13 protein-coding genes are annotated in these 15,699 nt (G+C 33.1%); 1 reads left to right on the top strand and 12 read right to left on the bottom strand.

The annotated features are described in order from the left end of the window. Positions 1 to 5: 5 nt before the first annotated feature. The 11 genes from uvrB to fakB1 all read right to left on the bottom strand — a co-directional run bounded on the left by uvrB (position 6) and on the right by fakB1 (position 13,637). Positions 6 to 1,991 (bottom strand): excinuclease ABC subunit UvrB, encoded by a 1,986-nt coding sequence (uvrB, locus tag HMPREF2642_RS06765; RefSeq protein ID WP_002433232.1) that lies wholly within the window; start codon positions 1,989 to 1,991, stop codon positions 6 to 8. 277 nt (positions 1,992 to 2,268) lie between these two features. Further along, positions 2,269 to 2,505, bottom strand: a complete 237-nt coding sequence (locus HMPREF2642_RS06760; protein WP_049428760.1) for a CsbA family protein — start codon at positions 2,503 to 2,505, stop codon at positions 2,269 to 2,271. A gap of 5 nt (positions 2,506 to 2,510) precedes the next feature. Further along, the gene (locus HMPREF2642_RS06755) at positions 2,511 to 3,152 is read right to left on the bottom strand and encodes a YfbR-like 5'-deoxynucleotidase (protein ID WP_002433218.1); all 642 of its coding nucleotides are present in this window, start codon (positions 3,150 to 3,152) and stop codon (positions 2,511 to 2,513) included. Between the two features lie 312 nt (positions 3,153 to 3,464). Further along, complete coding sequence (locus HMPREF2642_RS06750; protein ID WP_023350653.1) at positions 3,465 to 4,244, bottom strand: COG3942 and LysM peptidoglycan-binding domain-containing protein; 780 nt, start codon at positions 4,242 to 4,244, stop codon at positions 3,465 to 3,467. A gap of 332 nt (positions 4,245 to 4,576) precedes the next feature. Continuing rightward, positions 4,577 to 5,693, bottom strand: a protein-coding gene (gene prfB / locus HMPREF2642_RS06745) for a peptide chain release factor 2 (RefSeq protein ID WP_096389352.1) whose coding sequence is annotated in 2 segments (ribosomal slippage) — positions 4,577 to 5,620 and positions 5,622 to 5,693 — 1,116 coding nt in all. Because the reading frame shifts where the segments join, the coding sequence is not laid out codon by codon here. A gap of 206 nt (positions 5,694 to 5,899) precedes the next feature. Next, positions 5,900 to 8,434, bottom strand: a complete 2,535-nt coding sequence (secA, locus tag HMPREF2642_RS06740; protein WP_023350656.1) for a preprotein translocase subunit SecA — start codon at positions 8,432 to 8,434, stop codon at positions 5,900 to 5,902. A 519-nt stretch (positions 8,435 to 8,953) separates the two neighbouring features. Next, positions 8,954 to 9,730 (bottom strand): peptidoglycan recognition protein family protein, encoded by a 777-nt coding sequence (locus HMPREF2642_RS06735; protein WP_030062663.1) that lies wholly within the window; start codon positions 9,728 to 9,730, stop codon positions 8,954 to 8,956. Positions 9,731 to 10,043: 313 nt separating this feature from the next. Beyond that, the gene (gene hpf / locus HMPREF2642_RS06730; RefSeq protein ID WP_023350658.1) at positions 10,044 to 10,619 is read right to left on the bottom strand and encodes a ribosome hibernation-promoting factor, HPF/YfiA family; all 576 of its coding nucleotides are present in this window, start codon (positions 10,617 to 10,619) and stop codon (positions 10,044 to 10,046) included. 61 nt (positions 10,620 to 10,680) lie between these two features. Then, entirely contained in the window at positions 10,681 to 11,358 is a 678-nt protein-coding gene (locus HMPREF2642_RS06725) for a ComF family protein (RefSeq protein WP_030064727.1), read from the bottom strand. After that, positions 11,351 to 12,643 carry a DNA/RNA helicase gene (locus HMPREF2642_RS06720; RefSeq protein WP_037582567.1) on the bottom strand — a complete coding sequence of 431 codons (1,293 nt, stop codon included), beginning with the start codon at positions 12,641 to 12,643 and terminating at the stop codon, positions 11,351 to 11,353. Before HMPREF2642_RS06720 ends, HMPREF2642_RS06725 begins: the two co-directional genes overlap by 8 nt. 127 nt (positions 12,644 to 12,770) lie before the next feature. Then, the gene (fakB1, locus tag HMPREF2642_RS06715; RefSeq protein WP_002433264.1) at positions 12,771 to 13,637 is read right to left on the bottom strand and encodes a fatty acid kinase binding subunit FakB1; all 867 of its coding nucleotides are present in this window, start codon (positions 13,635 to 13,637) and stop codon (positions 12,771 to 12,773) included. Between the two features lie 144 nt (positions 13,638 to 13,781). Here fakB1 and HMPREF2642_RS06710 point away from each other — a divergent pair, with 144 nt between their 5' ends. Further along, complete coding sequence (locus HMPREF2642_RS06710) at positions 13,782 to 14,423, top strand: YigZ family protein (RefSeq protein WP_030064722.1); 642 nt, start codon at positions 13,782 to 13,784, stop codon at positions 14,421 to 14,423. Positions 14,424 to 14,493: 70 nt separating this feature from the next. On the opposite strand, the gene HMPREF2642_RS06705 is transcribed toward HMPREF2642_RS06710, so the two are convergent. Continuing rightward, a complete protein-coding gene (locus tag HMPREF2642_RS06705) occupies positions 14,494 to 15,579 on the bottom strand; it encodes a glycosyltransferase family 4 protein (RefSeq protein WP_023350662.1) in 1,086 nt (361 codons plus the stop codon). Positions 15,580 to 15,699 lie beyond the last annotated feature (120 nt).

Raw genomic sequence — 15,699 nt, 5'->3', positions numbered from 1 at the left:
AAACGTCACCCTTCTGCTTTTAATTCAAATAACATATCTCTTAATTCTGTTGCTTTCTCGAAGTCTAAATCTTTAGCTGCTTTTTTCATTTCTTTTTCTATATTTTCAATAGTTTTTTGTCTTTCTTTTTTAGTCATTTTCTTAGGTAGTTCTGTTTGTTTCTGATCATTAGTTTCATCACTTTCTACTGTAGCACTAATAACATCATGTATTTTCTTATTAATCGTTTTAGGAGTTATACCGTGTTCCTTATTATGCGCCGTTTGAATATCTCGACGTCTTTGCGTTTCATCAATTGCATATTGCATTGAATCAGTAATTTTATCTGCATACATAATAACTTCACCTTTATCATTACGTGCAGCACGACCTATTGTTTGAATTAAAGAACGATCTGATCGTAGAAATCCTTCTTTATCAGCATCAAGTATAACTACTAGAGACACTTCAGGTATATCAATACCCTCTCTCAACAGGTTAATCCCTACAATAGCGTCATAAGTTCCCATACGCAAATCCCGAATAATTTCGATACGTTCTAATGTTTTAATCTCAGAGTGTAAATAGTTAACTTTAATACCCGCTTCTTTCATATATGTGGTTAAATCTTCACTCATTTTTTTAGTTAATGTTGTTACTAACACACGTTCATCTCTATCTATCCGTTCTTGAATCTCACTGAGTAAATCATCAATTTGATTTTCAGTTGGTCTAACGTCGATTTTAGGATCGAGTAAGCCAGTTGGACGAATAATCTGTTCAACCATTTCATCAGTATGTTCTAATTCATAAGGTCCAGGTGTAGCAGAAACATATACAAGTTGTTTAGTTTTATCTTCGAACTCTTCAAATTTTAGAGGTCTATTATCAAGTGCACTTGGTAAACGGAACCCATGATCTACAAGCACCTGTTTACGAGCTCTGTCACCGTTATACATACCACGAATTTGTGGTAAAGTAACGTGTGATTCATCAATCATTACAAGCCAATCATCTCCAAAATAGTCAAGCAATGTAAAAGGTGTAGAGCCTAAAGGTCTTAATGTAAGGTGAACAGAATAATTCTCAATACCTGAACAGAAGCCCATTTCACGCATCATTTCGAGATCATAATTCGTGCGCTGTTCAAGTCGCTGAGCTTCTAATAATTTATTTTCATCGCGTAATTCTTTAAGTCTTTCTTCTAATTCTTTCTCAATTCGTTCAATTGCAACTTTCATCTTTTCTTCACGAGTTACGAAGTGAGAGGCTGGGAAAATAGCAAAATGTTCACGTTCACGTATCACTTCACCAGTTAAATAATTGACCTCTCTGATGCGATCAATTTCATCTCCAAAGAACTCTACTCTAATACACATTTCTTCTCTAGATGCAGGAAAAATCTCTACAACATCTCCACGCACTCTAAAAGTACCACGTTGGAAATCAATATCATTACGTGTATATTGAACATCTACTAATTTTCGTAGCAATTCACTGCGATCCATTTCCATTCCAACTCTAACGCTAACTACTAAGTCTTTATATTCTTCCGGATTACCTAAACCATAAATACAACTTACACTAGCAATAATTATTACATCATCGCGTTCAAATAACGCACTTGTAGCCGAATGACGTAATTGGTCAATTTCATCATTGATGGAGGCGTCCTTTTCTATGAAAGTATCAGTTGATGGAACATAAGCTTCTGGTTGATAATAATCGTAATAACTTACAAAATATTCTACTCTATTTTCAGGGAAGAATTCTTTAAACTCACTATAAAGTTGCCCAGCTAATGTCTTATTGTGTGCAATAATCAATGTAGGTTTACCGACTTCTTTGATGACGTTACTCATAGTGAATGTTTTACCTGTTCCTGTCGCACCAAGTAAAGTTTGATGACGTTTTCCATTATTCACACCATCAACAATTTTTTGTATCGCTTGAGGTTGATCCCCCTGTGGTTCAAATTCAGAATTCAACTTAAATGGAACATGTTCAACCATTCTGACATACGCCTCCTATTTAATTTCTCACTCATTTAAAATTTAACACTCACGTTTATAGTCTTAAGTTTCATTATGTATTATTCTAACAAATTTATAACGACTAAAGCAAACGTTTGTTCGCTTGAGATTTTTTGAAAATAAAAACAAACATAGTGAAACACCATGCTTGTTTAAAAAGTTATTTAATTTAAGTCTTTCTCGTTTAAAGATACTATAAAACAATCTTCTGTAACCTTCAAAAGATTTGTTTACGCTTTCTATATATTGATATTTCCTAACTAGAATCATCTTGATTCTTATGAAATTTCAATTTATCAATGATTAAATAACCTGCTAGAAGACTCACTACATCTATAAATATAATCCATTCGTTATGAAAAAAACCTTTATAAATCGAAGTACCTATTAATATTAGCGTTAATAATGTACCTATCCATTTACTTCTAGTGACAACACTAAATAATACCACTAATATACAAGGAAAAAAGGCGGCACATGCATACCAAATCATTATCGTCACCCATTTCTTCTATTTAAGATTGTCATAGTCGTTTCACGTAACTCAGTTCTTGGAATGAAGTTTTCTGTAAGCATTTCAGGAATAACATTATCTATGAAGTCTTTTACTGAATTTAAATGATCAAATTGAATAATTGTCTCTAGACTCATTTCATAAATTTCAAAGAATAAAGGTTCTGGGTTACGTTTTTGAATTTCTCCAAAAGTTTCATATAATAAATCAATTTTGTCTGCCACTGAGAGAATTTGACCTTCTAAAGAATCATCTTTACCTTCTTGTAGTCGTTCTCTGTATACTTTTTGATATTGTTCAGGAATCTCCTCTTTTATGAATGTATCTACCATTTCTTCCTCTACTTGGGAGAATAGTTTCTTTAATTCTCTGCTTGCATATTTAACAGGGGTTTTAATGTCACCGGTAAAAACTTCCGCGAAATCGTGATTTAACGCCTTCTCATATAGACTTTTCCAATTGATTTCATTTCCATAATATTCTTCAACAGTTGCTAAATACTGGGCAATTTTAGTCACTTTAAATGAGTGGGCAGCGACATTATGTTCGAAATATTTAAACTTACCCGGTAGTCTTATTAATTTTTCTAAATCAGAAAGTCTTTTAAAATATTGATGTACACCCATATCACGATACCTCCCTGTAAACGAAATTTGTCTAATTACTTATAGTTATTATATCAATCCATTTTATTATTGAAAGTAAATTCATATTTTTATATATTAATTTTTTATAAAGGTAAGAGATTCTAGTTTGCATATATCTTAGAATATCCTTGTTTGATAATTAAATTTCAATAAGAGTTTAAATCGCTTACTTATTAAGTTGATGACATATAGTGTAACTTGAATAAAAAAGCTGTAACAATAAACACTGTTACAGCCTTGTTTAAAATACATATATTAATTTTTTCTTTTTCACTTTTATAATTTAGTCTTTTAGTGAATATAATTGTAAGAACCTGGATTATAAATTGTTCTATATGATTTAACGTTTACGCCACCGTTCCAGTTCATTTCAGAAACAGTTAATGTACCATTAGGATTTACTGACTCAACAACGCCTACATGTCCATACGCACCAGCACCATTTTGTCCAGGAGCGCTTTGGAATATAGCTCCTACTTCAGGTGTGTTATTTACATTGAATCCAGCTTGGCTAGCAGATGCTGCCCAGTTGCTAGCATTGCCCCATAAACTACCAATTGGTTTTCCTAATTCAGCACGACGATTAAATGCATAGTAAGTGCATTGTCCATCAGTATATAGGTTACCTGCATTCGAAATACTTCTTAAACCATCATAAGAAGTTTGAGAAAAATTGATTGGTGTTTCATAATTTTCATAAGTAACACCTGATTCATCAGTTGAAGTTGACTCAAATGTAGTTTGCGGAATAGAGATTTCTTCACTTTCAAATTGTGATGGATTAACGCCACTCTCTGAAACAACTATTTTATCACCAGGGAAAATAAGCGGTTGGATTCCTGGGTTTAATGTATATAATTGTTCTAAAGTGATGCCGTGTTCTACTGCGATATTATATAAACAATCTCCTGCTTTAACTATATATGTTCCTAAATTAGATTGATTCGTTGTAACAACGTCTGGTGAATTTACGTCCTGTTGAGACGCCTCTGATTCTTGAGCGTTAGCTGCAGTGTTGATTGCAAAAAATGCTGCAATCGAACTTAAAGTTACAGTTAGCGTTTTTTTCATCTAGTTGTCATTCCTTTGCTAGTTTGTTCTTAAATTTACAAGTTCAAATATAGCACACCCCAAGCTTGAGATGTTTAATGTTATAGCGATGTAATATAACAGTAAAAAGAGAATGATTACAAAAACACGATATAAAACGCTAACTATCTTTACAATAACGGTGTAAAGGGTTACTTTTCTAAGTTTGAAACTATATGTGGTAATATTATAAATTGCATATTACATATTATTATTAGATATTTTATTACACAAAACATTACCTACTTAATGTTTATTAAATTAAAAACCTCATTTACTAGTCACTAACACTAATAAATGAGGAACTTAAATTATTAAACTTCTTCATTGTCCATTTCTTTTCTTAAATAAGCTTCTATAAATGGCCCAATATCGCCATCCATGACTGCATCAACCTTACCAGTTTCTTCATTTGTACGATGGTCTTTAACCATTGAATAAGGATGGAAAACATAAGATCGTATTTGACTTCCCCACCCAATTTCTTTTTGTTCACCACGAATTTCAGCCATTTCACGTTCTTGTTCATCTAATTTTAGTTGGTATAACTTAGATTTTAACATTTTCATTGCTGCTTCTCGGTTCTTAATTTGCGAACGTTCATTTTGGTTATTGACTACAATACCTGTAGGATGGTGAGTAATTCTGATCGCTGATTCTGTTTTGTTAATATGCTGACCACCAGCTCCTGAAGCTCTAAAGGTATCAACCGTTATATCATCCGGATTAATTTCTATTTCAATTTCATCATTATTGAAATCTGGAATCACGTCACAAGAGGCAAACGACGTATGTCGTCTACCCGAGGAATCAAATGGTGAGATTCTGACTAATCGGTGCACGCCTTTTTCTGCTTTTAAGTAACCATAAGCATTATGACCTTTAATCAATAGCGTTACGCTTTTTACGCCTGCTTCGTCACCCGGTAAATAGTCCACCGTCTCAACATTGAAGCCATTTTGTTCACAATAACGTTGATACATTCTTAGTAACATACTCGCCCAATCTTGTGATTCAGTTCCTCCGGCGCCTGGATGAAGTTCAAGTATGGCATTATTTGCATCATGTGGCCCATCCAGAAGTAATTGCAATTCAAATTGATCCATTTTATCTTTAAATTGAATGACAGTATTCTCAAGTTCTTCTTTCATATCTTCATCATATTCTTCTTGTAACAATTCTCTAGTTGCACTCATATCATCAACTTCATTGGCTAAATTGTGATACCCATTCACTATCGACTTTAAAGCGTTATTTTTATCTATAATTTCTTGAGCTTTATTTTGATCATTCCAGAAGTTTGGATCTGCCATCATCTCTTCATATTCTTGGATATTAGTCTCTTTATTCTCTAAGTCAAAGAGACCCCCTAATTTGATTTAAATTATTTTGATATTCGTCTATATTACGTTTAATTTCAGATAATTCCATTGATTTTCTCTCCTATTACTGAATGTTTAGCGCTTTTAGCATTTATCATACTATATCTTACATGAAATTCATCTTTATGAAAATTAACATTCAAACTTAAAAAGTTTGAAGTCACGACATTAGTATCAAGAAAATAATAATAAAGACCGAGCCATTAGAATATGCCTCAGTCTTTATTATTGAACATTGCAACATTTAGTGTTGATTTATGCTTGTCCATGGCAATTTTTGTACTTTTTACCACTGCCACATGGACATGGGTCGTTTCGCCCTACTTGATCACCTTTTACAATGGGTTGAGATTTTACTTTTTCTTTACCATCTTCAGCAGTTAGATGTTTACCCTCACCTAAATCTTTTGTTTTTTCACGTTCAATATCATCTTCAAACTGTACTACTGATTTTAAGATATATTTACAAGTATCTTCTTCAATATTTTGCATCATAATATCAAACAGTTCATGGCCTTCGTTTTGATAATCGCGAAGAGGGTTTTGTTGTGCATATGAACGCAAGTGAATACCTTGACGTAATTGATCCATTGTATCGATATGATCTGTCCAGTGACTATCGATAGAACGTAATAAAATCATTCGTTCAAATTCACTCATTTGATCGCCTAATTTTTCTTTCTGACGCTCATAAGCTTTTTCTATTTTCGCCCAAACAACTTCAAAGATGTCTTCAGAATCCTTACCATTGATTTCAGACTCCGCTAAGTCTCCTTCTTGTAAAAAGACATCATTCACATAGTTTATAAACGGTGCATAATCAGGATTATCATCATCTTCATTAACATAATAGTTAATTGAACGTTGTAATGTTGAACGTAACATAGCATTGACTACTTGAGAGCTATCTTCATTATCTATAATTTCGTTACGTTCATTATAAATAATTTCACGTTGTTTACGTAACACCTCATCGTATTCAAGGATACGTTTACGCGCATCAAAGTTGTTACCTTCTACACGTTTTTGAGCAGATTCAACAGCTCTTGAAACCATTTTAGACTCTATCGGAGTTGAATCGTCCATACCAAGTCTATTCATCATTTTTTGTAAACGTTCTGAACCAAAACGAACCATTAATTCGTCTTGAAGTGATAGATAGAAACGACTGTCACCTCTATCACCTTGACGTCCTGAACGACCACGTAACTGGTCATCAATTCGACGAGATTCATGACGTTCAGTACCTATAACAGCGAGTCCACCAAGTTCTTCAACACCATCGCCAAGTTTGATGTCTGTACCACGACCAGCCATGTTTGTCGCAATGGTTACAGCACCTTTTTGACCAGCGTTTGCAATGATGTCCGCTTCGCGTTCATGGTTTTTCGCATTTAATACATCATGTCGGATACCACGTTTTTTAAGTAAATTAGAAATGTATTCTGATGTTTCTACTGCCACGGTACCTAATAAGATAGGTTGTCCTTTTTTATGCTTCTCAACTACGTCTTCAACTACTGCGTCAAATTTACCCTTTTGACTAATATAAATTAAATCTGCCTTATCAACACGTTGGACAGGTTTATTCGTAGGAATTTGAGTTACTGTCATATTATATATGTTGCGGAATTCTTCTTCTTCAGTTTTTGCAGTACCAGTCATTCCAGCTAATTTGTTATACATTCTGAAGTAATTTTGGAATGTAATAGATGCCATAGTCTTAGATTCATTTTGAATCGTAACACCTTCTTTAGCTTCGATAGCTTGGTGCAATCCTTCAGAAAAACGACGTCCAGGCATCGTACGTCCTGTAAATTGGTCCACAATAAGTACTTCGCCATCAACAACCATATAATCCACATCGCGTTGTAACGTTACATGAGCTCTTAATGCAGTATTAATATGACTAATGATTTCAACGTTTTGAACGTCGTATAAATTGTCTACTTTAAACATACGCTCAGCTTTGTCAGCACCTTGTTCAGTTAGATGAACGGCTTTTGTTTTTTCATCATAATTATAGTCATCTTCTGCTTTGAGCATCTTAGCGAATACATTAGCTTGAGTGTATAATGATGTAGATTTTTCAGCTTCACCAGAAATAATTAAAGGTGTTCTCGCCTCATCAATTAAAATAGAATCGACCTCATCAATAATTGCAAAATGTAATGGACGCATAACTCTTTCTTCAGCATAATTCACCATATTATCTCTTAAGTAATCGAAGCCAAGTTCATTATTAGTACTATAAGTAATATCTTGTGCATATGCTTCACGCTTTTCTTCAGTAGACTTACTATTTAAGTTAAGTCCAACAGATAAACCTAAGAAATTATATAATTGAGCCATCTCTTCACTTTGAAAACTTGATAAATACTCATTGACTGTAATCACGTGAACGCCACGACCGGCCAGCGCATTTAAATAAGTTGGCATTGTCGCTGTTAAAGTTTTACCTTCACCTGTTCTCATTTCAGCGATATCGCCTTTATGAATCGCGATACCACCCATAACTTGTACTCTATAAGGTATCATGTTAAATACACGCTTAGAGCCTTCACGTACAAGTGCATATGCTTCAGGTAAAATTTTATCTAAATAATCATTTTGTTTTTTTACATCATCAATTTCGGATAATTCTTTTTGGAACGCTTTAGTTTTTTCACGAATTTCTTCATCAGTTAATAATGCAGTATCTTCCTCTAACGCGAGTACTTTATCTGCAAGTTTACCTAAGCGTTTCGTTTCTTTTTTATTGCCGTCAACAATTTTCGATAAAAATCCCATTACATGCGTCGCTCCTTTAGCTAAAACTGTTTGGCTTACAACAATTTATCTTATCATTAATACCATTAAAATTATACTTATATACTCATACCTTGAGTCTTACTAATATCTTCCTTGTTACTTTCCTCATTGAAAATGAAGTTCTTGTTAGTTATGACTAGTTAGACTATAATCCAACCATCAATTGTAGCTATCCCTATAAATCAACAACATATTTATTTTAACACGATAGAAACAATTTTTTCTCGTCATAAATAAATAATTTTTGAATATATTATAAAAACCGTAGTTTAAATAACTGAAATTGAAATTATACAATTTTAGAATCGTCAAACCACGTTAGCATAATCAAAGATATGTGTCCATCAATTAACGGTTAAATGATTAGTGAAGTAGTATATGCAAATAAACAACTCAAAAATAAAAACTTACTGTAGGAGCAAACAAAATGAACAAGGCTAGAAGCCTAATATAAGCTTCTAGCCGAGTCTAATACACGTATTTTACAATCATGCGATTTTACGCCATATTATCATAGTAGTATTTAATTAATTCATACATTTGTTGCATATCGTAACCCCATCTTGCGTAATACTCATATGGATCAACATGATCTGTTCCGCCCCAGTATCTGCTTACCGCGTTATGACTGATAACAGAACCTTTTCCTTCATTTGTGTCAGCAAGTGTTGGAGTTATTCCATTTTGTTTTAACATAAATGCTGCAAGCCATGCTTGGTTATTCACTGATTTCGCAAAATCTACGAAGTTATACATTCTTACAAGTTCAATTTGATAGAAGTATGGATTCGCTTTAGGTCCAGCCCCCCATACATAATATTTTGAAGGTGCAGTAAGATGTATTTCATTATTATCAACGAATGCGTGTACAAATGCTGTATTGTATGTTGCATACATGTTATCAACCCATTTTTGTAAAGATCGATGGTCTTCCCCTACCTCATGGATTACAACACCAATATAAGTACCTTCCTTATATTCCAATTTTGGAAGAGTGTTCATACGTGGATCATTGACAACGTGAGAATGTTGAAGATGATGTTGGATAATATATTGATTTACTTTAGAGTTTTCAAACGACGGTTCATCATCTGTAGTAGCTTTCTTCGCATTATCAGTATTTCCCGAGAATTGTGTAGTAGTATTATTTTGATTTTGCTGATTCACCATAGTTTGTTTTGAGGATAGACTTTGGGCATGACTAACGGGTGTATAAAAGAGCAACATTGACATCAACATCATACACGTAGAAAAAAGAATTGTTATTTTTGGCATAATTTCTCACCTCTTTCATATTGTTTTAATTATTAAAATTATTATTTAATAATTTCACTTATAGTATTATTCTAATAACAAATTAAAATCAAGTATTTATTTGCATTAAAAGTGAAATATTTGTGTATCTTATTAAGAATTTTCTAAAAAATAAATTTCTATACAATTAATTAGCTAAAAAACCTTAAATTAAAAAAGAGTAGCCTATCTGACCACTCTCTAAATCACCCATTTAAAAAGAGACTTCCTATCAATACAAAATAGAAAGCCTCTTTAATCACTTCACATATTAATCAATGTGTCTATACAAATTTTATTCAGTTGTTTCGATTAATCCGTATTTACCGTCTTTACGTCTGTAAACAATGCTTGTCCCATCTGTCTCTCTATCTGTAAAGATGAAGAAATCATGTCCTAATAAGTTCATTTGTAATACCGCTTCTTCTGAGTCCATTGGTTTTAAACTAAATTGTTTTGAACGGATAATTTCAATTTCGCTATCGCTTACAGATTCTTCAGCACCACTTACTTCCCCAGGTGATGCTTCTTGTACTTCTGCCACAAATACTTCTTGATCTCCACGATCTCTATGTTTACGATTTACACGAGTTTTATATTTTCGTACTTGTCGTTCTAATTTACCAGTGATTAAATCAATGCCAGCATATAAATCATCATGTCTTTCTTCAGCTCTTAATGTCACATCTTTCAACGGAATAGTAACTTCAATTTTAGTAGCTGAATTAGAATAAGTTTTAACTTTAACATGTGCTACTGCGTTTGGCACATTATTAAAATAACGCTCCAACTTACCAATTTTGTCCTCAATATAGTTGCGAATTGCATCTGTGATAGTGAGGTTATCTCCATGAATTTCAAATCTAATCATAGTAATCTCTCCTTTAACCTCTTATATTGGTAATGCTTACTTATATTTTACCACGTTTGGTTTATCGTGCAAACGCAAACACTTTGAATTTTCTGACATTTAACGATAATAATTTACACCCTGCATGATGTATTGTTAATCCAGTTGTATAAATATCATCAATGAGTAGTATTACTTTACCCTCTATGTCAATGTCTTCTTCCTTTACGTAGAACGGATTTGGAGCATTGGCACGTTCTAATTTACCTAACTCAGACTGTTTTGGGCGTATATTTGTTCCTAAAATATTCACATAATCAACCCCCATTTTATCTAAAACTGTAGCTACAGGATTAAATGTCCGTTCAACATCACGTTGAAATGGCGATGGAATCGGAACAATATAATCATAATCTGTTTGAGGTAATTGCAGTTTTTGAGATAACACATTAGAAAGTTCATAGTCTCTCATGAATTTATATTGTTGTAACACGTCTTTCATTACTCCTTGGTAACGATATTGACAATACAATTGATCCATCAATTTGAATTCCTTTTCCAAGAATTGACAATCCAGACAGTCATTTGAATCAGAAGTTTTTATATTAAGACATCTAGAACATCTTTCATCGAGATGAGTTATTCTTATGTTATTCCACAATTGTTCGCATCGTTCACAAAATGGTGTGGGCGGTTTAAAAATATTATATACATGAATAATTTCTTTCAATGGTGTCATACATTGTATACATCTACGCATCTAGCCACCCTCTTTTATAACCTAAACGATTCATCTCTGTAATATCTTTTTTAGCACTCATCATTGATAGACTGACACCCTCATGAAGAAATAGTACAAGTCCATTTGGTTCTTCTATTTTACGCCCTACACGTCCGGCGATTTGTATTAAAGCCGCTTTAGAGAATGTTTCTGCATTTATGACAATAACGTCTAACCTCGCCATGGTAAATCCTCTTTCCAGTATAGTTGTTGTAAAAACGATTGAGTGCTCACCACGGCGAAGTGCTTCTACCTTTTCAAATCTATATACGTCTTCACTATAAACACAGATGAGATTAGGAATATGAGATCGATACCTTAGATATGCATTTTTCATAGTTTCAATGTGATTAAAAAATACCAAAGTATACCGTTGTTGTTTAATTTGCGTTTGCAAAAGGTGAATGAATTGGGGTTGCACTCGAGTTGAGTTTAATTTGAAATATTTAAAGCGAGGTACGGGTAGTGGTTGTCTATGAAATCGAGCTGGAAGTTTAATTATTTTATTAGAAGACATTTGTTTAATAAGTTGACGTGGTGGTGTTGCTGTCATATAAATATGAGAATGAATTGTTTTAGAAGCGGTATCGATTGCTAATGAGAGGTTGGGATCCATAGATAATGGAAAGGCATCGACTTCATCAATAAAAATAGTGTCAAAGTGTTGTTTGAATCTATATAATTGATGCACTGTTGCGATAACAAAATGCCCATTATACTTTTGAGATTGTTTCTGGTGCAAAATATCTATTTCTTCGTTTTTAAAAGCCTCTTTGATGCGATGACTAATTTCAATAACTACATCTACTCTAGGAGATAATATTGCCACATTGTGTCCAAGTTGCCGTGCTAAGCTAATTCCATCAAACATCATTTCTGTTTTACCTGCACCTGTCACTGCATATAATAAGAGATTTTCAGAATTTTTTATAGCTTTAATGATAGCGTCAGATGCATATTGTTGTTGCTTTGACAATGTAAATGGTAATTCAAACTCTCCTTCAGTAGCTAATTGTGTACTTTCGGTAATTCTATAGTCTGTGATGCTATCTATCCTTCCCAATTGAATACATCGCCTACAGTAAATAATTTCTTTGTCCAAAAAGGGAGAATAGTACTTTGACATATAACTATTATCCTCATTACCACATTGAATACAGTAATAATGTCCTTCTTTTTTAATAATGCCTTTCGTAATACGAGCAACTTTTTCATCATTTAACTGAATTGATGGAAAGATAAGTTTACCGTAATGTTTAATCATAAATCCCTACTTTCTAACTAAAAAAGCCTAAAACACTTTAGAAGATTTAGTTCTCTACTAATTACATGTCGTAATTACTAAAGTTCTCATCCTCTTACATGTTTCAGACTTTTTATCAGTAATATTATTAATTAATTTCAATTTTTCTAGGGAAGTAACCTAAACCTAAACCACCAGAACCTAAATGAGATGCAATAACTGGACCGAATTCGGAGTATTGAATATTCACATTAGGGTAGTCTTCTTTAAGTTGTTGTAAAAATGCTTGTCCATCTTCTTTTTTATCCCCATCGATGACAAATACAGTTACTTCATCCAAGTCTTTAATTAATTCAAAGACATTTGATTCTAAAGATTTAAATGCGCGTTTTTTCGTACGCACTTTTTCATGTGGATGAATTTTACCATCTTCTTCAAAGCGAAGTACAGGTTTCATTTTTAATAGCGTACCTACCCAAGCTTGAGCACCTGTAATACGCCCACTTTTTTGTAGATTCTTAAGATCATCAACTATAAGATATGCGCCTATATGTTCTCTTACATCAGTTAGTTCATTAATAATTTCTTTAGCTGTGTAACCTTTTTCTACTAGTTGAATTGCATAGATCACAAAGCTACCTTCAATCATTGCAGCGAGACGGCTATCAAATGTATGCACGTTAACACCATCAACCATTTCTCCGGCTTGTGTAGCAGATTGATAACTTCCACTAATACCACTTGATAAGTTAATTACAATGATATCTGTGTATCCTTCATCTCTAAGTTTTTCATAGTTTTTCAACCATTCACCAATAGCGGGCTGACTTGTTGTAGGTATAGTTTTAGATGAAGCCATCTTCTTATAAAAATCATCTATTGAAAATTGGTCATTCTCTGTAAATGTATGCCCATCATCAAATGTCACACTTAATGGAGCAATCGGTATATTATATTTATCAATGATTTCTTGTGGTAAATAGCCTGTTGAATCGGCCATTACTGCAACCTTCATAGTAGTCCTCCTCAATTATACTCATTGTCATAATACAATATTTTTATGAAAAAGAAAATCTTATTTAAATGATTTAGACTCTTCATAGATATGTGTATAATAATATTATTGAAAAACGTACGAAATTGTAGGTGACAAAAATATATGGTAAAACCGATAATTACTATCAAAGAAGAACATCAAATTGAAAATGTCATTAATAAATCTCGCTTTATCGCACATATTAGACCCGTTCAAAACGAGGAGGAGGCAAAAGCATTTATTAATGAAATCAAATCCTCTCATAAAGATGCAACTCACAATTGTTCAGCCTATACTGTTGGCCCTGAAATGAACATCCAAAAAGCGAATGACGATGGTGAGCCGAGTGGTACTGCTGGTGTACCAATGCTAGAAATTTTAAAAAAATTAGAGATTCATGACGCATGTGTAGTAGTCACACGTTATTTCGGAGGTATTAAATTAGGTGGTGGCGGTCTTATCCGTGCTTATAGCGGTGCTGTTAGAGATGTGATATACGATATTGGACGAGTAGAACTAAGAGAAGCTGTACCTGTAACAGTCACTATAAGTTATGATTTAACTGGAAAATTTGAATACGAGCTCGCTTCAACACCTTATATGCTAAGAAATCAATTTTATACCGACAAAGTGAGCTATCAAATAGATGTTGTAAAAGAGGATTACGATGAATTTATCCAATTTCTTAACCGTATTACAGCTAGTAATTATGATTTAGAAGAAGAAGATTTTAAATTATTACCTTTCGATATCTCAACGACTTAATTTAAATGATGTATAAAAAACGATCACGCATGAGGAGTTATCCTTTTAATCCTTACACGTGATCGTTTTATTAGTGTCTAGGGGGCTGTTGCTCATCATAACGATGTTGCTTGTGGTCCCCTTTTCGAGTAATTAAATTTAAAATTGGACGATAATTATCATCAATCAAACCAGTAAATTCTACAATTAATTCGATTGTAAATATAATGAGGATAAACATCATGAGTGCACCAAGTGGTTGTGATAAGTAAAGAATCACACTTGATAAACTAAACATGATTGCAATTGAATAAATAAGTAGTACGGTTTGTCTATGTGAATATCCCAAAGCTAATAACTTATGGTGTAAATGAGATTTATCAGCTTGCATGATATGTTGACCTTTCTTCATTCGACGAATCATCGCAAACAATGTGTCAATGAAAGGCACCGCTAGAATGACAATTGGGAAGAATAACGCAATAAATGTAATATTTTTAAAACCAAGTAATGATAAGAATCCTATGATAAAACCTATCATGAGCGCCCCACTGTCACCTAAAAATATTTTAGCTGGATGGAAATTATAAAATAAAAATCCAATGAGCGAACCTAATAGCACGCAACATATCATAATAATAAAGATATTCGCTTGTAAAATAGCGATAAACCCGATAGTCATTAATCCAATTGCAGAGACTCCTGATGCTAAACCATCAAGACCATCAATAAGATTGATGGCATTCGTTATCGCAACAATCCAAATAACTGTTATCGGTATACTTAAAAATCCAAAATGAATCGTCGGCCCCATAGGTAATGAAATGAAATCTATAGTAATGCCATATAATGTGACAACTAACGCAGCTACTATTTGCCCCGTAAGTTTAATGTATGGTTTCAAATCATATATGTCATCAATAAGTCCTACAAGGTACATTATGATGGCACCTAAAATAAGAGGCTTCACTTCTCTCTCAATAGGATGCCCTAACCAAATACCTATTAAAAAAGAGAATAATATGACTGTACCACCCATTACCGAAATCGGTTTGGTATGCACCTTTCTAAAGTTAGGACGATCTACCAAGTCTAATTTCTTTGATACTGCAATGATAATGGGCGTAATTATTAAACTGACTATCATGGTAAATGCTATGAGTAGTAAAGTATACATCAGTTCACCTTCATTAAATAAGTTAATCAATTTCTTAAAATTTCTTGTGTAATCATCTCTATCAAATTAATTTTAGACGAAGATGGATGCTACACATAAATTTATAGTATATCCAGACGT

Origin of the sequence: Staphylococcus sp. HMSC055A09 (genome assembly GCF_001809655.1) — a bacterium.
In the GTDB taxonomy this organism is placed as follows: domain Bacteria; phylum Bacillota; class Bacilli; order Staphylococcales; family Staphylococcaceae; genus Staphylococcus; species Staphylococcus capitis.
Note: the sequence above shows the minus strand (reverse complement) of the source record. Positions and strands in the feature narration are given on the sequence as shown.